Annotated in this window: 21 protein-coding genes; 9 read left to right on the forward strand and 12 right to left on the reverse strand. The window is 40.1% G+C overall.

All coding sequences use genetic code 11. The features are described from left to right. The first annotated feature begins 68 nt into the window (after positions 1–68). The 4 genes from L0Z67_RS04510 (at position 69) to L0Z67_RS04525 (ending at position 2,975) form a co-directional block, all read left to right on the forward strand. Positions 69–1,109: a GGDEF domain-containing protein gene (locus tag L0Z67_RS04510; RefSeq protein ID WP_405128482.1), complete on the forward strand. Its 1,041-nt coding sequence runs from the start codon at positions 69–71 to the stop codon at positions 1,107–1,109. 166 nt (positions 1,110–1,275) lie between these two features. Continuing rightward, positions 1,276–1,812, forward strand: coding sequence for a DUF6795 domain-containing protein (locus L0Z67_RS04515; protein ID WP_405128483.1), 537 nt, complete (start codon positions 1,276–1,278; stop codon positions 1,810–1,812). Between the two features lie 21 nt (positions 1,813–1,833). Further along, the gene (locus L0Z67_RS04520) at positions 1,834–2,073 is read left to right on the forward strand and encodes a hypothetical protein (protein WP_405128484.1); all 240 of its coding nucleotides are present in this window, start codon (positions 1,834–1,836) and stop codon (positions 2,071–2,073) included. 20 nt (positions 2,074–2,093) lie between these two features. Then, positions 2,094–2,975: a lipase family protein gene (locus tag L0Z67_RS04525; RefSeq protein ID WP_405128485.1), complete on the forward strand. Its 882-nt coding sequence runs from the start codon at positions 2,094–2,096 to the stop codon at positions 2,973–2,975. 41 nt (positions 2,976–3,016) lie between these two features. Here L0Z67_RS04525 and L0Z67_RS04530 read toward each other — a convergent pair whose 3' ends face one another. Beyond that, the gene (locus tag L0Z67_RS04530) at positions 3,017–3,214 is read right to left on the reverse strand and encodes a CsbD family protein (RefSeq protein WP_062570328.1); all 198 of its coding nucleotides are present in this window, start codon (positions 3,212–3,214) and stop codon (positions 3,017–3,019) included. A gap of 242 nt (positions 3,215–3,456) precedes the next feature. On the opposite strand from L0Z67_RS04530, the gene hrpB reads away from it, so the two are divergent. Beyond that, complete coding sequence (gene hrpB / locus L0Z67_RS04535; RefSeq protein ID WP_405128486.1) at positions 3,457–5,877, forward strand: ATP-dependent helicase HrpB; 2,421 nt, start codon at positions 3,457–3,459, stop codon at positions 5,875–5,877. Positions 5,878–5,977: 100 nt separating this feature from the next. Here the strand turns inward: hrpB and L0Z67_RS04540 are convergent, their stop codons facing one another. Further along, on the reverse strand, positions 5,978–7,294 hold the full coding sequence (locus L0Z67_RS04540) for a peptidoglycan DD-metalloendopeptidase family protein (RefSeq protein WP_062570330.1): 1,317 nt from the start codon (positions 7,292–7,294) through the stop codon (positions 5,978–5,980). A gap of 398 nt (positions 7,295–7,692) precedes the next feature. On the opposite strand from L0Z67_RS04540, the gene tyrS reads away from it, so the two are divergent. After that, on the forward strand, positions 7,693–8,892 hold the full coding sequence (gene tyrS, locus L0Z67_RS04545) for a tyrosine--tRNA ligase (RefSeq protein ID WP_062570331.1): 1,200 nt from the start codon (positions 7,693–7,695) through the stop codon (positions 8,890–8,892). Positions 8,893–8,945: 53 nt separating this feature from the next. Here tyrS and L0Z67_RS04550 read toward each other — a convergent pair whose 3' ends face one another. From L0Z67_RS04550 to folE2, 4 genes are all read right to left on the reverse strand, one after another. Further along, a complete protein-coding gene (locus L0Z67_RS04550) occupies positions 8,946–9,899 on the reverse strand; it encodes a cobalamin biosynthesis protein (RefSeq protein WP_405128487.1) in 954 nt (317 codons plus the stop codon). 1 nt (position 9,900) lies between these two features. After that, positions 9,901–10,608, reverse strand: a complete 708-nt coding sequence (gene mtnN, locus L0Z67_RS04555) for a 5'-methylthioadenosine/S-adenosylhomocysteine nucleosidase (RefSeq protein ID WP_193988449.1) — start codon at positions 10,606–10,608, stop codon at positions 9,901–9,903. Between the two features lie 124 nt (positions 10,609–10,732). Beyond that, positions 10,733–11,326 carry a DUF2726 domain-containing protein gene (locus tag L0Z67_RS04560; RefSeq protein WP_062570334.1) on the reverse strand — a complete coding sequence of 198 codons (594 nt, stop codon included), beginning with the start codon at positions 11,324–11,326 and terminating at the stop codon, positions 10,733–10,735. A gap of 77 nt (positions 11,327–11,403) precedes the next feature. Beyond that, entirely contained in the window at positions 11,404–12,324 is a 921-nt protein-coding gene (gene folE2 / locus L0Z67_RS04565; RefSeq protein ID WP_193988450.1) for a GTP cyclohydrolase FolE2, read from the reverse strand. A gap of 174 nt (positions 12,325–12,498) precedes the next feature. Between folE2 and arcB the strand changes: the two genes are divergently transcribed. Further along, on the forward strand, positions 12,499–14,826 hold the full coding sequence (arcB, locus tag L0Z67_RS04570) for an aerobic respiration two-component sensor histidine kinase ArcB (RefSeq protein ID WP_193988451.1): 2,328 nt from the start codon (positions 12,499–12,501) through the stop codon (positions 14,824–14,826). A gap of 6 nt (positions 14,827–14,832) precedes the next feature. On the opposite strand, the gene arcA is transcribed toward arcB, so the two are convergent. From arcA to trmB, 5 genes are all read right to left on the reverse strand, one after another. Further along, complete coding sequence (gene arcA / locus L0Z67_RS04575) at positions 14,833–15,549, reverse strand: two-component system response regulator ArcA (protein WP_062570337.1); 717 nt, start codon at positions 15,547–15,549, stop codon at positions 14,833–14,835. 105 nt (positions 15,550–15,654) lie between these two features. Then, a complete protein-coding gene (locus L0Z67_RS04580; protein ID WP_237114903.1) occupies positions 15,655–16,173 on the reverse strand; it encodes a YfiR family protein in 519 nt (172 codons plus the stop codon). Then, positions 16,170–17,795 carry an ATP-binding protein gene (locus L0Z67_RS04585; protein ID WP_062570339.1) on the reverse strand — a complete coding sequence of 542 codons (1,626 nt, stop codon included), beginning with the start codon at positions 17,793–17,795 and terminating at the stop codon, positions 16,170–16,172. Before L0Z67_RS04585 ends, L0Z67_RS04580 begins: the two co-directional genes overlap by 4 nt. Before the next feature lie 122 nt (positions 17,796–17,917). Then, positions 17,918–18,946 carry a methyltransferase gene (locus L0Z67_RS04590; RefSeq protein ID WP_062570340.1) on the reverse strand — a complete coding sequence of 343 codons (1,029 nt, stop codon included), beginning with the start codon at positions 18,944–18,946 and terminating at the stop codon, positions 17,918–17,920. A gap of 18 nt (positions 18,947–18,964) precedes the next feature. Then, on the reverse strand, positions 18,965–19,690 hold the full coding sequence (gene trmB / locus L0Z67_RS04595; protein ID WP_062570341.1) for a tRNA (guanosine(46)-N7)-methyltransferase TrmB: 726 nt from the start codon (positions 19,688–19,690) through the stop codon (positions 18,965–18,967). A gap of 148 nt (positions 19,691–19,838) precedes the next feature. Between trmB and mutY the strand changes: the two genes are divergently transcribed. Both mutY and L0Z67_RS04605 read left to right on the forward strand, forming a co-directional pair. Then, positions 19,839–20,915 (forward strand): A/G-specific adenine glycosylase, encoded by a 1,077-nt coding sequence (gene mutY, locus L0Z67_RS04600; RefSeq protein ID WP_405128488.1) that lies wholly within the window; start codon positions 19,839–19,841, stop codon positions 20,913–20,915. Between the two features lie 15 nt (positions 20,916–20,930). Then, complete coding sequence (locus L0Z67_RS04605; protein ID WP_062570343.1) at positions 20,931–21,203, forward strand: oxidative damage protection protein; 273 nt, start codon at positions 20,931–20,933, stop codon at positions 21,201–21,203. 33 nt (positions 21,204–21,236) lie between these two features. Here L0Z67_RS04605 and L0Z67_RS04610 read toward each other — a convergent pair whose 3' ends face one another. Further along, the gene (locus L0Z67_RS04610) at positions 21,237–24,005 is read right to left on the reverse strand and encodes an ATP-binding protein (protein WP_405128489.1); all 2,769 of its coding nucleotides are present in this window, start codon (positions 24,003–24,005) and stop codon (positions 21,237–21,239) included. Between the last annotated feature and the right edge of the window lie 392 nt (positions 24,006–24,397).

Below are 24,397 nucleotides of genomic sequence, written 5' to 3' on the forward strand. Positions count from 1 at the left end.
GCCTTCATTATTAGATATTTGTGTTAAAGTTATTTAGGAATAAGCAATAATAAACGCAAGGCAAAAGTGTGATCGATACAGTCAATGCAAGTCAGCAAGATAAAGCACGGTTTTTACGTGTATTTGCATTCATTGGGGCTGTTACCTCTTTTTTTATGTCTATTACTAGTTACTTAGATGGCTACACCCTTCTTAGTAGTATGCTAGTGGTTGCTGTGGGTGTATTTGCCAGTCCGTTTATAATCAAAAATCGTGACCATACAATTGCTATTCTGATGCTTTACACCTTATATGCGATTATGTGCTTTTTGATAGTGTCTGGCGGTAATCATGGTACAGGTCCTTTATGGTTATTTATTGCCTCGCCTGTGACCTTTTTTATTCGTGGCTTAAAGCGCGGAGCGATAGACTTAATCGTGCTTGCTTGTGTGATTTCAACTCTCTTTTATTACACGGACAAATTGGGTTATTACAGTTATCCAAGTCATTACTTTCCTACACGAGTTATGCTGTGCTTTTCAATTTTATGTATACTTGGCGCGTTCTATGAGTATTACCGAAATAAGTACAGTCGTGAGCTCATAGCACAGCTTAAAATAAACAAAAAGCTGGCCCGCACCGACGCCATGACCGGTTTATCAAACCGACGTTATGCGACAGAGTGTATGCAAAGTCGTTGCTTTGCAGAGGGCGCCGTGTTTCTTTTAATTGATGTTGATAACTTTAAACAAGTGAATGACACCTATGGTCACCAAGTGGGTGACGAAGTGCTTATCTTTATTGCCAATATCTTTAAGAAAGTGTGTACCGATGAAGACATTAATTCGCGTTGGGGTGGTGAAGAGTTTTTAATTGTAATCCCAAAAGGGCATGAACTTCGCGCACGAAACGTTGCTGATGAAATACACACACAACTCGCAAATAATACATTTAAAAGTGGTAAGCATTCCTTCAATGTGAGTTTAAGTATTGGTTTGTATCAGCGAACTCTAGTGGACAGTATTGATCAATGCTTAAATATTGCTGATAAGCGACTATACAAAGCAAAATCTCAAGGTAAAAACCAAACAGTTGCTGAGCCTGATTTGGCCAAACACGAGCCAGCCTAATAAGCCTCGCCGGCTCAATTATTTTTACTGATGCTACTTTTTATCACTAAGTTGTGTATTATGTGCTCATTATTTACAAGGGCATGTGAATAGTGAGTCAAGGTAAGGAATATCATCAACATCTTCTTCCCGTTAAGTTCACAGCCTGTTTTGAGGCTCATTTTTAATGTCACTCTTAGAATCATTTAAGAAGTTGGGTAACTATTTTGGTGCATACAAGGTACACCTATGCCCCGAAGTTAAAGGTCAAGTTAGTGAAAATGGTAAACCTTTAATTAACGCAAAAATAGAAAGGCTACTTTGTTTCTCTGACGGAAAATATGTAGAAGGTTTTGCCTATACCGATGATAAAGGCGGCTTTTCTTTTCCTGAAGCCAATATTCGCTCTAACCAACCCGCAGTGCCATTTGCAGAGCTTTTCACATCTCAAATTATAACGCTTATTTATGAGGGCACTAAATATATTTTATGGACATCCAAGCTTTCAAATATTAAATATCGTCATGAATACGCTAAAAAATTAAGCTGTTTAAGAGCAGACTTATCAGATGAGGAGGTCTTTTTTCATTTTAAAAATAATCAAGTTCCGGGTTATAAATTTCGAGCTGCGAGTATAGCGCGTTGGGATGAAGACTTTGAAGTTATAGATGTAGATTCTTATCTTGGTATATCGGATATTGAAACGGATGACGAAGACCATTAATTAAATTATAAGGACATAAGTATGGGAACACTAACCCCAGCTTTTGCTGCAAACTTTGCAGCACTTGCCTATGAAACTTTGGAAAAAGCACCCTTAGTGTATACAGACTATTATCGGCTATTAGAGAATAGCTTTTCATTTGAATTAGAGCCTATAAAAGATGTCAGTGGCTCTATTCTTGAACGCGTTTTTACTCATTCGACCAGCTTTGGTTGCATTGCAAAAGGCAAAAGGGACTGTTTGAAGTTGATTATGTCTTAGCACTACGCGGCACGGCAAAAATGCGAGATGTGATTACTGACCTTAATTGTGGTTTGAGTACCTGTAGCAATAGTCAGCCTGTGCATGCGGGGTTTAATCACACCTTTAACTCATTTAGAAAGCAGTTAGAACAATTTTTTAGTAAAAAAGCGAGCAAAAAGCTAAATATACATGTTGTGGGTCATAGCTTAGGCGGTGCTTTGGCTAATTTGGCTGCGAATTGGTTAAAAAATCACTTTGGTGCAAATGTGAAGCTTTATACTTTTGGTGCTTCACGAGTTGGTTATCATAGCTTTGCTATACAGACAGAAGCAGCAACAAATAACCATGTTTATCGCTGTGTGCATGCCGCCGACCCCGTACCTTTAGTGCCAGTCTGGCCATTTATGCATACGGAGCAAGAATATATTTTAAATGGTGCTGCAACAATTACTCCAAAAGCCCATAGTATGACAGACCAGACGCCAGGCTACTTACATACTGCGAGTAATTTTAAAAGTTATGCTGCAATCAATAAGGGCATGGAAAAACGGATTCAAGAAGAAGTCAGGCTTGATTATGATAAGCGATTAGAGTGCAGCCGTACTTCAAGATGGGCAAGAAAAATAGGCGCTGCATTAATCACATATTTACGTGATACAGGTAAGTTATATGCGATACAAAACCACTACACGAATACGCTTACCGTCTATGATCAAATTGCTAAAGCATTAACCGACAGCATCGATCTCTCTAAAAATTATACAAGTGATGTGAAGGGAATTTTAGGTTACATGCTGGCTTTTTGTGGCTATCCATTCAAAGCAATCTCATTTACGTATGCATCTATCAGGCATATTTTAAAGTTAATGCTTAAAAATGTGTTTTCTCTTGCAGGCCAAGCAATAGCACTAACAAAATAAGTACAAAAGCCGCCGATGGCGGCTTTTGTTAGGCTGCAAAATTAATGGCTTTTCTCAAAGTCATTAACTTCACGCTCTGCTTCTTCTTTCGATTTGCCGTATTTTTGCTGGATTTTACCAACAAGCTCTGTACGGCTACCTTCGATTCTATCTAAATCATCATTGGTAAGGTCGCCCCATTTACGTTGCACTTTACCTTTTAACTCTTTCCAATTGCCTTCTAAACGATCGCTGTTCATCATTATCTCCTTACTTTGTTAAACATTCATTTTAATAAAAGCAATTGATATGCCATACCGTTAAATTTTTTAACCTGTTGAAATTGTTGTAAATAATTGTTTTTATCTATAAGGCGTTTATTTTTTACTGCAATTTGTTCTTAGTTATTTATAGAACCCTGTAATTTTTTCTTGCAAGGGAGAGTCATTGTCGTCGGCTGTTTTTTGTTACAATAGCTAAAAATAAAGTAAGAGAAAGAAACGTGCTGCCCATACAAGATATTTACCAATCATTGTTAACGACGATACAAAATAACCCTATGGCTTTGCTGCAAGCGCCACCAGGGGCAGGTAAATCAACATGGCTGCCATTAACGCTGATGCAAGCAGGCCACTTCAAGCGGATTGTTATGCTTGAACCCAGGCGTTTGGCTGCACGTAACATTGCTCAATACTTGGCGTCTTTACAAAATGAGGCCGTTGGCGAAAGTGTTGGTTTGCGCATTAGGGGTGAATCAAAAATTAGTAATGCAACCAAGCTGGAAATTGTGACAGAAGGGATGCTGACACGGATGCTACAAAATGACCCTGAGTTAAGCGGTGTCGATTTACTTATTTTTGATGAATTTCATGAGCGCTCGATTGCCGCAGACACAGCCCTCGCTTTTGCGCTTGAAACGCAAGCGGCCCTTAGAGACGATTTAAAAATCTTACTCATGTCGGCCACCTTAGACGGTGAGCGGTACAGTGAGTTTTTTGATTGCCCAATAATATCATCTGAAGGGCGAAGTTACCCAATTGATGAAATTTATGTTCCACTTAAAGATGAAAGCCGATGGTTAGAGGATATTCCTGCGGTTATTAAGCAAGCACTCAATGAGCAAACTGGTAGTGCTTTGGTGTTTTTACCCGGTCAGCGAGAAATTCTACGTGTAAAACAGGCATTGAACGATCTTGCTGATGATTGCGAAGTGTTTACTTTATTTGGTGAACAAAGCAAAGGAGAGCAACAAGCAGCCATAGCTCCTGCACAACAAGGTAAGCGAAAAGTCGTGCTGACAACAAATGTAGCCGAAACCAGCTTAACGATTGAAGGGATCCGTATTGTTGTCGATAGCGGTAAGCGCCGTGCAGCCAGCTTCAACTTAAAAACTGGCGTAACTGAACTTGTAACCCAAAGCATCTCTCGTTCCTCTGCGGTACAACGCGCGGGCCGTGCAGGGCGTTTAGAAGCTGGTGTGGTATATCGCCTAGGTAGTAAACAAACGTTTGAACGTCGTAACAGCCATGACGCCCCAGAAATTCTAACAAGTGATATTAGCCAACTACTGCTTGAAACTAAGCAGTGGGGCGCAGCTATTACTGAACTAAATCTTCTTGATGCACCAAGCCCACAGCAAATTAAACACGCTACAGCACTTTTAAAAATGCTTGAAGCGCTTGATGAAAATGAAAAACTAACAAAACTTGGTAGCCAAATGCTTAGTTTTGGGGCGGATATTCGTTTATCACATATGCTTATTAAGGCTAAGCAACTTCAAGCAAGTATGCCGAGAATTTATGAACTCGCTGCATACTTAGTGGCGCTACTTGAGAGTCGTGTGAGTATACCGGCTGATCTTAAGCTTGCACTTCACAGCATGCATACAAAGCCTCATCCACTGTTTAAGCAACAATTAAACTATTGGCTATCACGTTTAAATTTGAAGGCAGTGCGCGAGTTAAATATGCAGCACCTTGCTTTGCTGGTGGCTTTTGCATTCCCAGATCGCTTAGCGAAAAAGCGTGGCAACGGCTATTTGCTCGCCAATGGCGCGGGGGCCGACTTAAGTGATGAGTTTTGGCATAACGATGACTATCTTGCTATTGCCAGTATGGGCGGCCACAAAGGAAGTCGAATATTTGCGGCAGTCGCATTTTTACCAGATGAACTTGAAGATCAGTTAGGGCATTTATTTTCAGAGCAAACTCGCTGTGAATACGATGAAAAATCTGGACGTTTTATTCATCAAGAAGAACTAAAGCTAGGGGCGATTACAGTAGCAAGCCAGCCAAGTAAACAGCCTCTTGATAAAGCCGAGCGCACTAAAGCATGGCTAAATTTGTTCAATAAAAAAGGTTTTTCACTATTTAATGAGCAAAGTGAAAGTGAGCAATTACTAATTAGAATGAGCTTAGCGAGCAAATTATTGCCGCAGTCATTTCCAGTTATTAGTCGTGACGAATTGACGACTAATAATCAGTGGCTTGCACCTTTCCTTGATGAGATAAAAAACGTAGAGCAATTAAAAAAGCTTAATTACAGTGAAGCTTTAAAAAATTGTTTTGATTGGCACCAGCAGAGTTTACTTAATGAGTTGTTGCCGCTGCGTTTAACCGTCCCCAGTGGCTCAAATGTGAGAATTACTTACCAGCTGGATGGACCTGCAAAGCTGAGTGTACGCATGCAAGAAGTTTATGGCATGACTAGCACACCCCTGCTTGCACAGGGCAAGTTACCCCTACTAATGGAGCTATTGTCGCCAGCAAGGCGGCCACTACAACTCACTCAAGATTTAGAAAATTTCTGGCAAACTAGTTATAAAGAAGTACAGAAAGAGATGAAAGGTCGTTACCCCAAACATTTCTGGCCAGATAACCCTGCTTTAAGTCAGGCTACTAACAAAGTAAAAAGCAAGATGTAATCTAACTCGCGCTATGTGTTAGTTCAGAGAAACAGTGTGGTTATAAAGCAAAACCCCAGTAATTAAGTTACTGGGGTTTTCAATTATTCAACTTTAGCGATTACTTATTAAGTGCCAGTTGTAGCTCGCGATTGCGTTCAAGCTGCGCTAAGAAGTTGTCGGCAATTGGTTTAAACTTAGCTAACTCATCGCGTGGTAGTGGCTCTGACTTAGGCAGTTTAACTGTTTTAGGATTGCGGTGAACGCCATTTACTAAAAATTCATAATGTAAATGAGGGCCTGTAACACGACCTGTTGCACCAACGGTACCAATCTTTTGACCTTGTTTTACTTTTTGACCTGTTTTAACAAGCTTTTTGTTCAAGTGTAAGTATTTAGTCACGTATTGAGTGCCATGGCTAATAAATACATAGTTACCGTTATACTTACTGTAGCCAGCTTTAACTACTTTACCATTACCAGCAGAAACCACCGGTGTCCCCGTACGAGCAGCGTAGTCAATACCATTATGCGGCTTAACAGTCTTCGTTACTGGATGTAAGCGACGCGGATTAAAGCTTGAGCTGATATATTTAAAGTTAACAGGGGCACGTAAGAATGCTTTTTTCATACTGCGGCCTTCCGGTGTGTAGAAGTTTCCATCAGTATGACGAATTGCAGAATAGCGTTCGCCTTGGTTGATAAATTCAGCGGCAATTATTTTGCCGTCGCCTATGTACTCGCCATCAACATAATGCGCTTCGTAAATAAGACCAAACTGGTCGCCTTTACGAATGTCGTTAGCAAAGTCAACATCCCAACCAAAGATGTCAGCAAAATTCATTATTTGGCGTTCACTTAACCCAGCGGCGATACCTGAGGTCCAAAAGCTATTGCTGATTTCGCCACCGGCCGACTTACTTAAGGTTTCGATTTCTTTACTATCGATTGCCGTGTCGTAGTTACCTTCATCATTTAAAGTAACGTACAGAGTATCGGTTTTTGAAATTACATAACGAAGCTGTGCAAGAGAACCGTCTTCAGCTGTAGCAAAACTCAAAATTTCACCAGGGTGAATTTTGGTTAATTTACGCGTTTCGGCATTTGTGTTGATTAGTTTATGTAATGTTTGCGCTGAAAAGCCCGCGCGTTTGAAAATAAGTGCTAGATTATCGCCGTTACGTACTTGATGATCGACAAGGTCGTATTCTGGTAATTTAGCAGCTGCTTGCTCTGAATTTAGTTCAGTTAGTTTTTCGTTATCATCAACTTTAACTTGTAATTCGTAGCGTTTGCCAATTTCAAGTGCGTCGGCACTGTTATCCTTTGAAGCGGTGGCTTTTTCTGACGGTAATAATGCTAAGCCGATAATAGCAGAAACCAAACCGAGAATAAGCAGTTTGTGTTTTTTGGGGAGTTTATGCACTACGTGAACCATAACGTGCCTTTTTCTGCTGTCAAGAAAATTAATTACTAATATTGCAGGATATACCTAAAATAGAGCAAATACCAGTGTTTTGTAGATTTAAACTAGCGCTATTTTACGCTAGAATTGCTCAGCGTGTTAATCTTTTTTGGTTAAATTTGCAGCATATGTCTGATGTTAAGCTAAATATGCATTAGTTAACTAAAGTACCTTCATAAAAATGCAATAACGCGGTATAAAGAACAATCACGCGCGCTGCTCCACTAGGCTGATGCTTAAAATACTTAAGTTGGCTTGCTCTTGGTGCAGCTTTTCTGGAGCTAACTTGCTAAATTTAATCATTTTTAGCTCTATTTTTAACCCTGATAGGCCACCACGCCCGGTAAGCTGAATTTTTGGAGTAATACACAGTGGATTTACAAACCGCTCTAGCTGAGATAAAACGCGGTGCAGAAGAGATATTAATTGAAGACGAATTAGTTGAAAAACTAAAGTCTGGTAAAAAGCTTAAAATTAAAGCGGGTTTCGATCCAACGGCGCCTGATCTGCATTTAGGTCATACGGTTTTAATTAATAAAATGAAAACCTTTCAAGACTTAGGTCATGAGGTTATTTTCCTTATTGGTGACTTTACTGGCATGATCGGCGACCCAACGGGTAAAAATGTGACGCGTAAGCCGTTAACTCGTGAAGATGTACTTGCTAATGCAGAAACATATAAAGAGCAAGTATTTAAGATTCTAGATCCTGCAAAAACAACGGTTGCATTTAATTCTACTTGGATGGAAAACTTAGGTGCAGCAGGTATGATCAAACTGGCTGCGCGTCAAACAGTAGCACGTATGCTAGAACGTGATGACTTCAAAAAGCGTTATGCCGGTGGTCAATCAATTGCTATCCACGAATTTTTATACCCACTGGTACAAGGGTGGGATTCAGTTGCATTAGAAGCAGATGTTGAGCTTGGCGGTACAGATCAACGTTTCAACCTACTCATGGGCCGAGAGCTACAAAAAGATGAAGGTCAAAAACCACAAACAGTGCTAATGATGCCACTGCTTGAAGGTACTGACGGCGTTCAGAAAATGTCTAAGTCATTAGGTAACTACATTGGTATTACTGATGAGCCAAACGATATGTTTGGTAAAGTGATGTCTATTAGCGATGAGCTAATGTGGCGCTACTATGACTTATTAAGCGCATTATCAATCGAAGAAATTGCAGCTCTTAAACAGCGTGTTGCTGACGGTGCAAACCCGCGCGACATTAAGATTGAATTAGCAAAAGAAATGATTGCTCGTTTCCACAGTGAAGAAGCGGCAGAAGGTGCTCATCAAGATTTTATTAAGCGTTTTCAAAAAAATGCATTACCAGATGAGATCCCAGAAGTAACAGTAACAATTGCTGAAGACACTGTATTTATCACTAATTTATTAAAAGAAGCTAATCTTGTTGCAAGTACGTCTGAGGCTATGCGTATGATCAAACAAGGTGCTGTAAAAATTAATGGTGAAGAAAAAGTAACAGATACTAAGCTTGAAGTTGCTAAAGGCAGTACTGAAATTTACCAAGTAGGTAAACGTAAGTTTGCTAAAATCACCGTCGCTTAAGCGTTAATAGGGCGTATTATAAAAACCAGCCTCGGCTGGTTTTTTTGTATTTGTTAAGCAAAAGCTAGAAATGTGATTATCTCAATACAGATGATAAATAGTAGCCAAAATGCTTTAGCCTGATTTAGTCGGCTTATAAGAATTGGAATGTCATCTGCACTGGGTAATCGCTCCGTACCTACACGCATTTTGTTAAAGCGCACACCTTTGTATAAAGCGGGCCCCCCTAGTTGCACACCCAGTGATGCCGCACTTACGCTGAGTAGCCAGCCAGTATTGGTTTGGTAAAAATGGCGTCCATAATGTTTAATGTAATGCAGGCTTTGTTTACTCGCATTTGTTGCTGCAAGTGTAATGGCTAGGAGTCGAATAGGTATCCACTCAAGTACAAATAACAGTTTAGCAATGGGTAGTAAAAAAGGGCTGTCAGGTAATTGTTTTTCACGCCATGCTTGGTGAATAAGGGTTAATAAACGGTAAGTCAGGCATATTATTGCGCCGCCGACTAAGTAAAAAAAGATCACGGCAAAATACTGCCGTGCGCTTTGTAGCAGTAAAGACTCCATGCATGCCTTACAAATCCCAGGAGCTGATAGACGAGATACATCTCGTGCAACTAAACCTGAGAGTAATTCTCTGGCAGCCGCTTTCTGATTTTTTTTAACTAAGCGCGCAATTCGAAGTGCCTTCTTTTCTTGTCCACGGCTATTGAGTAATAGGTAAAGAATTAGCCCGTTGAGCAGCTCAGGATAAAAGGCAAACTCTAAAAATAACATGACCAGTACTACAATCAGCAAAGTTGTAAGCGTAAATGCAAGTATTGACGATAAATACTGATAGCTTCTTGGGTTATGTTGATCGTAAAGGCGATCGCCAAGTGAAGAAAAAATAACACTCAGCAATGTATTGGGGTGATACCAGCTTACTAAAGGGAAAAAGCGCTCAGCAAGGAGCGCTATAAAAAATACAATAATGTCCAAATGGGTTTGAACAAAACTTGCAATCACCTTATAAACTCACCGACGTTAGTTTCTCTAGTAGAGCAACAACCATTTTAGATGAGTTAATAGAGGCAGTTTCGATGTACTCTTCAAATGATTGTGGAGACTCTTTACCAGCAATATCAGACATAGAGCGGATAACCACAAAAGGAGTGTCTAGTGAGTAACAGGCTTGAGCAATTGCTGCGCCTTCCATTTCAACTGCAAGCATGGTTGGGAAGTCTGCACGTGCTTTATCGATTCGCACTGGATCACACATAAATGAATCGCCTGTACAGATTAGACCAATCATGGTTTTTACATCGCTGATTTGGCTTACGCTTTGCTCAGCAGCTTCAATTAATTTAGGATGTGCAGCAAAACCTGCTGGCATTTGTGGTACTTGACCAATTTCGTAACCAAAGGCTGTTACATCAACATCGTGGTGACGAACTTCAGATGAAATAACGACATCACCCACGTTAAGAGAAGCCTCAAAGCCGCCAGCTGAACCTGTGTTAATCACACAATCTGGAGTGAAGTTGTCAATTAAAAGCGTAGTAGCAACTGCAGAAGCAACCTTACCAATGCCTGATTGTACAAGTGTAACAGTATGGCCTGCTAACTCACCTGTATAAAATGTGAATCCAGCTTTTGTCATGACACTTGGGTTAACCATGGTTTCGCGTAAAATTTTTACTTCAGGCTCCATCGCGCCAATAATACCAACATGCATAATATTTGTTTCCTTAGATTGAATAGGGTGATTATATACCCAACCTTGAGTAGTTACGAGAATTCAGCAAGTGTAAAAACAAAAAAGCAGACTTAAAGTCTGCTTTTGCCAAAATTATGACACGCTATATTTCTGCCAATGCTGTAGAGTGAGCTTTTGCCTGAGAAGGCGACAACACGGCTGGTTTTGTTACGCGGTTGCGAGTGGGCCTTAGTGGCGCTGCGCTAGGTTTACCAAGTTTAAACATAATCGCATCACGTACTTCTTTAGGTTGGTAACCCGCTTTTACTTTCATGCGGATATGTGGAATACCTGCTGCTTCAAGCGCACCACTTACAAACCAATCACGCTGCGCTTTGTGCCCATCCTTGTTGGTGTTATTAACAAGATCAACTGCGGCAACAATGGTGAGCTTATCTTTATCAATTAAGACATAGTCTAATTGCTTGTTTTTGGCTTTAGTAATTGCAGCACGCTTAGCTTTCGGCGAAAGCCCTTGTTTGCAGTCAATTAAGTCGATGAGTTTAACACGACTTACAATCTTATATTGATCGCCAACTGCACGTTCAAGAAGGTGTAAAAACGCACTCTCTACTTGTGTAAATACACTTTGTTTACGAGTGAAAGGGTATGGGTTTCCGCCATCATCTGTATACTTTGACGCAACAACAGAAGCCCCTACGACTAAAACTAAAATTGATAATAAAGCGAATTCCATCTGGTAACTCCACAACAACAAATTGACACTGAATTGTATTAGCAATTTATGTGCCTAAGTTGTGAGGAGTTACTGAATTAAGCGGTATATCCGTTGGCAACACCTTTTACCGCAATGGCAACGGCGTCATGCGCATGCAAAGATTCATAGTGATTGATTTGCAACCAATAATCAGCGTAGCTTTGTGCCTCAAGCAGGGCTTTAATTTTACGGGCAGCGTCTTCACAAAACATCAGGTTTTGACCATTTAAGCGAGCAAATTCTTGCTCATCTTCACGTTTTACCGCCGCTTGTACTGGTGTTTTCAGTTCGCTTTCAATGGCATCTATTAAACCAACAACATCAAAGCTCTCAATCTTGCTATCAAGCTTCACTTTTACATTGGCAATCGAACGTTGTGAGTGTGGTGTTGCTACTATTCCCTCTGTGCTGCCAAGCCACTCATGGACAGCTTGTTTATCAAGTTGACTGTCAGTAAATTTTTCAGCAAAGGCATTTTGAATTAACTGACGAGCAAGGGCCGCTGAGCATGGGCAAGTTGATGAGTAAGTAACATCAACCATTAATTCAAAGCTTAAGGTGCCTTGGTTTATTTTTGCTATAAGATGAATAGGGTAGTTTTTCCAGCCAACTTTGCCACTTAACAGTGATTTACGACGCAGCGGCAGTTCAAACTTAAACTCAATTTGTGCTCGGTCGCTCAAATCATCATGGCTAGTAATAAAAGCATCAAGTGCTTGTGCTAATGTCTGCGGGTTAACGTGTTGCTCAGTCGATAAGGTATCAAGCGCCAAAAATAATCGCGACATATGGATGCCTTTGGCATCTTCTTTGTATAAGTTTACAAAAGCACGTGCCTTGGCAATCACATTTACAGGGGCAATATTGTGAGATTCAAAAATAAAAGGGAGCTCAATTTCACCCATGCCAACCCAGTCTAATTTACCAGTTTGTAAAGCAGGTGCTGTATCAGCAATGTCAGGCATTGTGGTTTGCATGGTTATACTCATTTCTTTGCAGTTATTAAAGCGCGGTAGTTTACATGAAAAAATATAAAAAATCGGCGTTGATGAAAAAATTCTGTGTTTATCGCACAATATGAATATTTCTAAAGGAATAGTGGTAAAATTAACTATGCTGTTTTTTTTCAATTATGTGCCTAAGCTTTATCTATGATTGATTCGTCTTTGAGTCCGTGGGCTCGCACACTCTCAAGCTTGATCTCTAAATATGGTGAGTTTAAAACTGCCGCAGTTTGTTATGCCTTATTGTTAGTCATGTCATTAATTTTGTCATGTATGTTTTATTACGTGGCAGTGGGCACTGTTACCTTGGTTGATGTTCTTGCGGTGATGTTTTTTACCGCTGTCGTATCGCCACTTTTAATTTCTGTATTATTAAACTCAATTCGTCAGTTAGAAGCCTCTTACAGTTATTTAGATAGTGCAACTAAGCAAGAAAAGCTGTTAAACCAAACGCTAAAAGACAATATCAGTCGTTTAAATGAAGAGATTGATGAACGTAAAATGGCTTTTCATGCAAAGCACAGAGCAATTGAAGAGCTAAGGCGTGAAATCGCAGAACGTAAAAAAACACAGCAAGAGCTGGCACAGCAAGGGATGTTACTACGCTCAATCGTCGACTCCTCTCCCGATTTATTTTATTACCGCGACAACAATGGTGTTTTTGCAGGCTGTAATAAAATGTTTGAACAAGTGATGGGTAAAAGTAGTGAAGAGTTAATAGGGAAGAGCGTTGAAGAAATCTACCCTAGTGATTACCTTCCTGAAGTATTGTGTACAGATAAAAAGGTAGCACAAACTCACCAAGCACTTACCTTGGATGTTGAATACCCTGTTGATGGTGAAAAACGGTGGTTTGAGATGCGTAAGTTACCGTTTATCAATGAAAAGGGTGAGTACATTGGTTTGCTCGCTTTCGGCCGTGATATTACTAGCCGTAAAGAGGCTGCTCAAGCACTTGAAGCGGCATATAAAGATAAAGGGAAATTTATTGCCACCTTAAGTCATGAGCTAAGAACTCCCTTGAACGGTATCGTTGGTTTAACCCGTATGTTACTCGATACTGAGCTCGATAAGCAGCAGCGTAGCTGGTGTAATACTGTTTTTTCTAGTGCCGAAACGCTTGGCAATATCTTTAATGACATTATTGACTTAGACAAAATTGATCGTGAGCAATTAGATATTGTCACGGATTCTGTGAATGTCGCTGACTTTATCAACGATGTAGTGAATTTTGCAGGTCTTATTGCTGAGCAAAAAGGGCTTGAGTTTAATATTAAACGTAAAGGCACGCTGGATGTTTATGCGTCGCTCGACCCAACTCGCTTACGCCAAGTTGTTTGGAATTTAATTAATAATGCGGTGAAGTTTACCCAGCAAGGTCATGTTGAGCTTGAGTGCCGCCGAGAAAACCGTCCTGATGGTCCGTGGCTTGTTATGCGAGTCACTGATACTGGGCAAGGGATCCCACGAGAGCAACTACATCGTATTTTTGATATGTATTATAAAGCGCCAGATGTGAATGGTACCAATGCAATCGGCTCGGGCATTGGTCTAGCGGTAACGAAAGCACTTGTTACTGCAATGAAAGGCGAAATTCACGTGAGTAGTACAGAGGGCGAGGGAAGCGTATTTGTGGTGGAAATACCGCTTAAGCTTTGTATTGCACCGACAGAGAAAAGCTATGCCGTGCGTAGTTTAAATATCTTGTTGGTTGAGGATGTTCCTCTTAATGCTGAAATTGCTACGAACTTACTTGAGCAACGAGGTCATGAGGTTATTTGGGCGGAAACCGGTGAAGATGCATTGTCGTTCGTTTATACCGAAGATGATTTAGATCTCGTGTTACTTGATATGCAGTTACCTGATATTAATGGCGATGAAGTAGCTCGCCAAATTCGTGATGATGAACATTTTGATAGCCTACCTATAGTCGCGTTGACCGCAAACGTTCGTAGTGCTGAAGAAGAGCTTGCTGGTATTAACATTCAAGGAGCACTTGCTAAGCCGATTAATACCACGAAACTTGATAAAATGCTCGGTGAGCTATTTGATATCAAGCAGCAACAAAACTGTCAGCCTGAGCCAATCAAAACCGTGACTAAAAAAGACTTATCGGGTATTCGTGTTGAATTACTCGATATAGAAACGATTGAGGACTTTGTTGGTTCAATGGGCTTAGTTATCTTTAATCGTAGCTGTGAGTTATTCAATAAGTTGAACCCGCAGTATCAAACAGAGCTTGCAGATGCTTTGGCATCAGATGATAGAGAAGAGTATAAGTCTGTTGCGCATAAACTAAAAGGTGCGGCTGGCTCTGTGGGCTTAAATGATGTGCAGTTACACGCGAAGAAGATGGAACACGGCGCGCTTGAACAAAGTAGTGAAGAGTTACAACAGTGGCTGGATGTTTTAGCAGTTAAAATAAATGAAGGGCGTGACGCCCTCCAATCATTTTTACAACAGTTAGAAAGCTAATTCTAATTAGCTGTCGATTTTACCAATGAAGCGATAGCCTTCACCATGGATGGTGCTAATCAGCTCAGATGTGCTGTTATCGCTTTCAAAGTGTTTTCTGATACGACGAATAGTAACGTCTACAGTACGGTCATTAGCACGCAGCTCACGACCTGTCATGTGCTTAATAAGTTGCTCACGGCTGAAGATACGACCAGGAGAGTCAAGCATTAGACGCAGTGCACGGTATTCACCTTTAGGTAAACGTTTAGCATCACCACTTGGCGATGTTAAACAACGGCTGTTTTCATCAAGTTCCCAACCGTTAAATGTAATCACACCATTTGTTTCAAGGTTAGTTTCTTCACCACCAAGCGCTGTACGTGTAATAAGGTTACGCGCACGAATTGTTAATTCGCGTGGGTTGAATGGTTTTGTGATGTAATCATCAGCACCAATCTCAAGACCTAAGATGCGGTCAACGTCGTTGTCACGACCTGTTAAGAAAATTAGACCAACGTTGCGTTTTTGGCGTAGCTCACGTGCTAGAATTAGCCCGTTTTTACCTGGCAGATTGATGTCCATAACTACAAGGTTCACATCATCATTATTTGTAAGCTTGTCATGCATATCATCGCCATCAATGGCTTCAATAACTTTGTAACCTTCAGCTTCAAATAAACTAACGAGGTTTAGTCGAGTTACGTCTTCATCCTCTACGATCAGAATGACTGGCGTTTGCATTGTATATTAACCTTTTCGGAAATTTTATTTACAAAAATTCGGTATTACCAAGCAAAACCGAATACTAGAGATTATAGGATTAGATCCAATTGTTAACAAGTAAAATCAATTTGGATAAAACTTAGCCATAGCTAACAATCGAGATTGCACTTTAAAGTTTTGCTGCAATACGTGCTGCTTATTGATATACAGTCGGATTTTATTTCCTTCTTGAACCAGAGAGGCTATACCGCCGTTTTCTAAAAAACTGATACTTTCACCTATGGTTAAAGTATCCAATGAAATTGTATCGGTCCAAAGTGGAAGTATATCATTTTCTAATGTTTCATCAACGTATGTGATATCACAAACCTGAGAAAGTTCAGAAATTTGCTGACTTTTTTTCACTAAAATAACCTTGATTGGTTTTTTGTTAATTTGCAGTTCATTTCTATCTTTTAGGAACGCACCTGGTCCGTACTCTAAGTCATAAAAACAAAATGAAATAGGGCGGGTTATATCATCGTGGGTAAACTCGACAAACTTTGCAATCTGAAACAAAAAAGCAGATTTAACTTGATCAGGGGATTTAGCAAAAATCGACCACGATGAAAGCATCAGCAATATAAAAACAATACTTCTCATCGTATGTCACCTTCTTTCTTTGGTAAGGTGATGATGAAGTGTGCCCCATCTTGCGCTAACTCGTCATACACAATACTGCCACCAAGCGCTTGAGTGACCAAGTTGTAAACTAAATGCATGCCCAAACCACTGCCACCTTCACCACGTTTGGTGGTAACAAATGGATCGAAAATACGTTTTTTTACGGACTTCTCAACACCGATGCCATTATCAAAATAATGAATAGTGAAGTTTGATTCATTATTTTGTACGTTGAAGGTGATTTCGTTGTCTTTATCATCATTAAATGCGTGGATCACCGAGTTACTTAGGAGTTGCTGTAAAACTTGCTGTAAGGGCCCTGATTTGGTTTCAATATTAAGTTCTTTATCACAGTTTATTGTGATTTTAGGGTTGCGGTATTGTATTTCTGAACGCATGGAAAGTACCACATCACTTAATAAGTTATTAAGATTAACTTGTGAGGTGCTTTCACTATCTTGATTCACAGCGACCTTTTTAAAACTTGAAACGAGCTCGGCTGCTCGATTAAGGTTTCGATAAATGAGATCGAGGTTTTCAATGCCATCGTCAATAAAACGCTTTAAGTGAGTCGAGGTTAAGGTTTTTTGCTCAAACTCTGTACAAATTTCTGCAAGCTTATCGCGTAATAGGGTGGAACCAGTTATACCCAGTCCAATAGGGGTATTTACTTCATGGGCAACACCCGCAACCATTTGCCCAAGCGAAGCCATTTTTTCATTTTCAACAATTTGGTTTTGATACTGGTGCATCCTTTCAAGGGTATTAAGAAGCTCTTGATTTGCCTCGCGTAGGGCTATTGTTCGTTGGTTAACTTTTTCTTCAAGACTTTGGTTGAGCTGTTTTATTTCTTGCTTATCTTTTTCATGACGTTCAATTTGCTTTTGTGTGCGAGCAAGCATGATATTCAAACTAGCAGCAAGTTGGTTTATTTCATCGATATTTGTCTTTTTCGCCCGTGTTTCGTAATTATGGTTTTTTGACACATCTTGCAACAACACACTGAGCTCATCAATTGGGTTTGCAATACGCCTTTGAATTTGACGCGCGACAAAATACACCAACACTAAGACAAAAAGTATCAGAAAAATATCAATAATGATTTTTCTGTTGATGTATTGGTTTAATCTGTCTAATCCACCTCGCACATACACGTAGCCTATGGTGTTGCCTTCGTAAACGATGGGGGTAATGAGCTCAATGACCTTATCTTTTATATGAGGCTCTAATAGCTCATTTATGCTGCCGACTTTAATGGGCACTGGCGGCGTTTTGCTGGCATTAAAGCTACTAAAGAAGACGGGCTCGTTAGATAACTCATCAATAGAGTAAATATGAATATTTTTGATTAATGGCACAGATTCAAATGACTTTAAGCGTTCAGTTTCTGTGTCATTATCGTCGAATAGCACAGTCACTTGGGCATTATAAGAGACAATCTTCGAGAGGATCGTTATTTTATCAATAATAAGGCTTTTTTGTTCTTTGACATCAAGATAAGTCGAAATTGAGATCGACAATGACAAGCATAATGCTGTGACTAACATAACAGCATTAGTCAATGCTTTGCGAATACTTGTTTGTCTTTTGAATATTGACATATGCCTTATTAAGCCAAGCTTTTTTATATTATTAGTAACTGTTTAGTCTAGCAAAGACAATAGAAAGTAACTAAATATTAGGAAAAATATTTAGTCACGGAATAGGCTATTAGGCGTTTTTGCTATTTAGCAGAGTAAACGGCAAATTTGGTATTCTTAAAATCTGTGTTGAAACTAGCAAACTGCGCCTCGAGGATGGGCGGGTATTTTAAAAAGCTATTAGCAACAATCGTTAATGAACCTTGCTTGGTTAGGTGGTGTTTAGCATTAGCTAAAAACGCTTCAGCAATACTGTAATCTGTGGCGATACCTGTGTGGAATGGCGGGTTGCTGATGATTAAATCAAATTTGCCCCTAATATTTTCAAGGCCATCACTCAATAAAGCTTCACCTTTGAGGTTATTTAGCGCAAGCGTTTGCTCAGTGGCATAAGTTGCCAGCGCACTTACATCGCTACACACAAATTCAAGTTCAGGCTGCTTGAGTCCTAAGTAAGTAGCAATAACACCTGCACCACACGCGAAGTCGAGCACTTTACCCTTGTTAATACGAGGTGCATTATTAAGAAGTACCGCCGTACCAACATCAAGCGCACCGTGGTTAAATACCCCAGGAACACTAATAGCTGTAAATTCTAGATCGTTTATTTTGACTTGGAATTGTTTGTGATAACGGCTGATATCAAAGCTATTGTTTAGCGTAAGCTCAGAAAATAGATACAAAATGCAGTGTTTGGCACTGTCGATTTTGTTACTAAAGCCAGAGTAGTCTTTTAATTGCTTTTCTGCTGATTTAACGCCGCTTTTATTTTCACCTACCACAAACAACTGGGCATCTTGGTGACATACAGCACGAATGTTATCAAGGCACATTAGTGCTTCAGGCTTCGCTTTTGGATAGTAGTAGATAACTAAATCATAGTTACCATTGGGAATGGTGTGATCAACCACAGCATGTACACCGGCAATTTTGCTGGCATACATAGCGTTAGCGTGGTTATAACTGAACGCGGTAATTTTTGCGTCAGGGTTTAGCGCTGTAAGCTCGCGTAAAAAGCCATCTTGCTCAAAGTTAACCACTAAAATGGACTTTCCAACAAGCTCGTCTTCATTTCGAAGCAATAATAAACTTGGGTTGGTTAACTTACTCATGCTGCTTTTACCTTATTATTACTTAGTGCGCTCAAACATTAGATCCCATACGCCGTGGCCTAAACGGTGCCCGCGTTGCTCAAACTTCGTCAACGGACGAGAATCTGGACGAGGAACATAATCATTCGTGTTTGATTGGTTTTTGTAACCTTCAGCGACCTGCATTACTTCAAGCATGTGCTCGGCATAGTTTTCCCAGTCAGTAGCCATATGAAAAACACCACCAATTTTTAATTTGCTACGTAATTTTTGTGCAAATTCAGCCTGTACGATACGACGCTTGTGGTGACGTTTTTTGTGCCATGGATCAGGGAAGAATAACTGCAACTTAGCTAAGCTTTCATCAGCAATACAATCGGCTAATACTTCAACTGCATCGTGCTCGAATACGCGTAAGTTAGTAACTCCGGCTTCGTCGGCATCCATTAAACAAGCGCCAACACCTGGACGGTGTACTTCAATACCTATGAAGTTAAGCTCTGGAGCGTTTTTAGCCATTTCAACCAGTGACTTACCCATACCAAAGCCGATTTCTAGTACGACGTCGTTATCGTTACCAAATACATCTTTAAAGTCGAGCATGCCATTTTTGTGCTCAAGGCCCATTGTTGGCCAACACTTTTCGATGGCGGCTGCTTGGCCTTTTGTTAGGCGACCTTCGCGCTTAACGAAACTACGAATTGTGCGGATATATTTACCCTCTTGCTTTGCTTGCTCGAGGTTTGGGTTACTTGAGTCATTCATATAATTTGGCCTGATAAAAACACTGACTATAGAAAAAGGTTGCGTATTATCCCTGACCTGCGCCTTGAGTACAAGCTTTTAGCTTGCTTGGCCTAACTAACTGCAATAGACTGAGCCGCAATGAGCTTCAGCAAGTAAAGATGTTATTTTGAATTTAAGCAATAAGGAGTCAACTTGGTTCGCGAGCCAAGTCGTTGACTGGTATCACCTTCACGGCCGTAAAACTCTTCCATGGCAGTTAAATAAAACCCCTTATAAAGTGTGGATCTCTGAGGTTATGCTTCAGCAAACTCAGGTCGTCACTGTCATTCCGTATTTTGAAAAGTTCATGCAGAGTTTTCCTGATATTATTGCGCTGGCCGATGCCGATGAAGATCAAGTGCTGCATCACTGGACGGGCCTTGGTTACTACGCTCGCGCACGTAACTTACATAAAACGGCAAAAATAGTCCGTGATAAATACCAAGGTGAGTTTCCAACCACGCTTGAAGAAGTGATGGATTTGCCTGGCATCGGTCGTTCAACTGCGGGGGCTATCTTATCGTTATCGCTTGGTCAGCATCACCCAATTTTGGACGGTAACGTTAAACGTGTACTCGCGCGCTTTTTTATGATCGAAGGCTGGTATGGGGTTAAAAAAGTTGAAAACCAACTTTGGTCACTATCATCACAATTAACGCCTAAAGAGTCCGTTACTGAGTTTAACCAAGCAATGATGGATTTGGGGGCAAGTCTGTGTTCACGCAGCAAGTTTGACTGTGAGCCTTGTCCTTTAAACAGTAAGTGCCTTGCTTTTAATGAAGGTAAAGTTAAAGAGTTTCCGCATTCAAAGCCTAAAAAGGCGGTACCGAAAAAGTCATGTCATCAGCTTATTTTAGCTTGTGGTGATAAAGTACTTATGGAAAAACGGCCTAATTCAGGAATTTGGGGAGGCTTATTTGGCTTTTTCGAGTTTAGTGAGTTAAGCGAGCTAAAAACATTTTTAGTCCAGCATGGTTTAACGGCTAATACAAAGGAACTTGAAGTGTTTACTCATGTGTTTTCGCATTTTGAGCTGACCATTAATCCGCATGTTTTAACATTGCCAAGCATTCCAGATCTCATTAATGAGCGTCAATTGGTTTGGTATCCGCTTGATGAGTCTATTGAAGTCGGCCTTGCAGCCCCTACGAAAAAGCTGGTTAAACAATTACGCACAATAGATTACAATAACATCACGCAATAAGAGTAGAGAGCAATTATGGCACGTACAGTATTTTGTCAAAAGTTACAAAAAGAAGCTGAAGGCTTAGGCTTCCAACTATATCCAGGTGAGCTTGGTGAAAAGATTTTCAACAACATCAGTAAAGAGGCGTGGGGCCAATGGCAACACAAACAAACGATGTTGATCAACGAAAAGCATCTAAACATGATGGACCCAGAACATCGCACTTTTTTAGAAGAGCAGATGGTTGGCTTTTTATTTGAAGGTAAAGACGTTGAAATTGAAGGTTATCGTCCACCTGAAAAATAAGCACAGAAATTAAAAAGGGCCGATTGGCCCTTTTTAATTTTCACTTTCTTGTTCGGCTTTTTTGATTTGTTCTTTTAAGAACTGCGCCACTTTAGAGTACTCGATTTCGAACTCGTCGCGCAGCTCAATTAGATCGTCACTTGTTAGCTCTTCTTCTTTACAGCGTTGTTCAAATGCTGATGCAAGTTCGGCAATTTTCACTGCTCCAATTGTTTTGGAAATTGACTTTAATTGGTGGCATGCCGAAATGATGATTTCTAAATCATGATCGATCACCCCTGCATTTACCTCTTTAGTTAGTTGATTACTTTGTTCAAGGTACATTTTAAAGAAACGCAGTTTTTTAGCTTCATCGTTATTTATGTATTTACCAAGCATGTTCATATCAATTGGCATGGCAGGTTGTTTTATTTCAAGAGGTGTTCGCTCAGGGTCGACTTTATGCGACCACTTTAGCAATGTTGCCTCAAGTACGTTGAGTTCGACAGGTTTTGTAATATAGTCGTTCATGCCAATACTTAAACATCGCTCTTTCTCCCCTTTGAGTGCATTAGCGGTAATAGCAACAATGTAGGGTTGGGCATTGATGTCAGGAAGCAAAGAGGCTTCGCTGCGAATTTTTTCAACCATGTCATAGCCTGACATTTTTGGCATGTGTAAGTCGGTCAAAATGATCGAGTAGTGGTTTTCACGCCACATCTTTAATCCTTGCTCACCGTTTTCGGCTAACTCGACACCATAACCTAATAAATGTAATTGATCTGTCAGCACTTGCTGATTAAGAACATTGTCTTCAACCAAAAGAATTAATTTATTTTCTTCACGGGCTTGATCCACGCTCAAATAGTTATTGAGTGTTTTTGCAGAGGAAATTTGTTTTGGCTGATGAAGGCCAGCAGCAACTAATAACGACACCATAAAGTTAGACTTACATAGTGGTGCTGCATTTAAATAAAAAATATTTTTATGATTAACAGCGGCTTCATCTAGCTTACTTAATACAATCACTTGTTGATGGTTGTCTTCTAAGGTGTAAAGCAAACGGCGCAGTATGTAGTTAATATCCTCCATGCTTTCGATGCCATCGAGAATCCAAATTATGTCTTTTTTATCTTGCTCTGCTTCGATTTTTTCATTGCTATTGGCAATGATTGTCGTTGCGCCCATAAATGAAAGATAACGAGTTAATAAGCTGTGTCTGCCTTCGTGCTGGGTTACAACAACCACTCGCTGGTTTTTCATCACCTGTTTGTGAGCAAAGTTAACTTTTCCTTGCGTGCTAAACGGCAGCTCAACGATAAATTCACTACCGATCCCCAAATCACTGTTTACAGTAATCGTACCTAGCATCAACTCGGTAAGGCTCTTACAGATCGAAAGCCCAAGACCTGTGCCTCCATACTCGCGTGTAATAGAGCTTTCGGCTTGAATAAATGGGTTAAATATTTCGCGAAGCTGTGCCTGGGTCATGCCTTTACCGTTGTCGGAAACGCTAAAACGCAAGGTGTAATGATCGGTTGTGTTTTGCGCGACTTCGACAGATATTTTTACATGACCTTTTCGGTTATCGTCTGTGGTTGTAAATTTAATCGCATTACTACATAGGTTATAAAGCACTTGGCGTACGCGCACTGTATCGCCAATTAAGTTAGTCGGAATATCGGGTGCTATGGCAAGTTCTAGATCTAAGTTACGCTTTTTAGCGACAGAAGACAGCACACGGGCAACTTCTTCGATAGTATCTGAGACCGAAAAAGGAATGTTATCGATATTGAGTTTTCCTGCTTCGATTTTAGAGAAGTCGAGAATGTCGTCTAAAATGCCAAGCAATGAAAAGGCAGAATCACGAATTATTGTACTGAGTCTATGTTGTGCACCATCGAGCTCTGTTTGGCGCAGCAAATCAATAGTCCCAATCACCCCATTCATTGGTGTTCTTATTTCGTGACTCATTGTTGCTAAGAAGGTTGTTTTAGTTTCGTTGGCTTGCTCCGCTTTTAATGTTGCTTGTTCAAGTGCCAGAGTTCTGTTTTGTACTTCAGTTTCAAGGCTACTTTGTAGTTTTTGTAGGTCTTGTTGTGCTGCTTTATTTTCAGTAATTGCAGACTGAACTTTACTAAGTAAATGGTTAATGTTTTTAGCTACAATATCTAAACCAAAGTCAAGGGTTTCAGTAACATGAGTGTGGTAATTTTGGTTTTCTGTAATAGCTAATAGTTCATCGCTAAGTAGTTCACTACTTTTCATAAAACGTTTATTAATATACACATTTAATAATACAGACAGAAAAATAAGTGCAATCAGAGCAACAGCAGCTAATACATATGACATTACAGCTGATTCAACAATTGGCTGTTCTTGTGAATGCTGCTTTACGATTAACTCGCCAACGGGTTGGTCGTTAAATTCAAGCACTTTGTGAATTATGCTGGCTTGTTCTAATTGCTGATTTACTTTCGTTACAGCGATGAGTTCTTCTTTATTGTTTGCAAATACCAAAGACACATCACCATTCACTTCGTACCTATACAAGTAGTAATCAAACCCAGCATTGAGTAAAAGGCTAAGATCCAGTACTTCTTTGACCTTATCTTGGCCTGGCATTGTGAGTGCACTTACTAAGGGCGGTGATAATTGTTCGACTACTTGCGCAGCATTTAGGCTTGGGTGTGTAACTTGAGTTTTAGAATCCTGTGTTGGGTAAAAAGAGTAAGCTACAACTGCGAGAAGTGTAATAACAAGATTCGTTATAATGAATAACGGTAATAGCCCTTTTACAGGAGATGTAGATTTACTCGACATGGCTTTTATCCAACAATTTTACAGCAGTAAGAAGTAGTTACTTGATTGATTAACATAATCCTACCATCAACGAAGAAAAATTCACCACGTTTTTACTTTAGCAAAGCAATAATCGTTGGAGGAAACTATCAGAATAGGAGTTTTTGCTGCATAAGTAACCGTAAAAGTACGAAAAATAGCAATCTTGATTGAAAACTGTTCAAACAGTCAGAATCCTTAAAAAAAAGTTGACTTGAGAGGGCAAAACCCGTTTAATACGCCGCACGCCCAGACAGCGACAACTAGATTTGTTGCTTAAAGTGCGTTTAAAAGTTAGTGCCCAGATAGCTCAGTTGTAGAGCTGTTAGGAGTTGCATTGAAAATCCTTGTGGATATTCTGCATAAAACTAAAT

The sequence above is a fragment of the Pseudoalteromonas sp. PB2-1 genome (genome assembly GCF_045040605.1).
Classification (GTDB): domain Bacteria; phylum Pseudomonadota; class Gammaproteobacteria; order Enterobacterales; family Alteromonadaceae; genus Pseudoalteromonas; species Pseudoalteromonas arabiensis.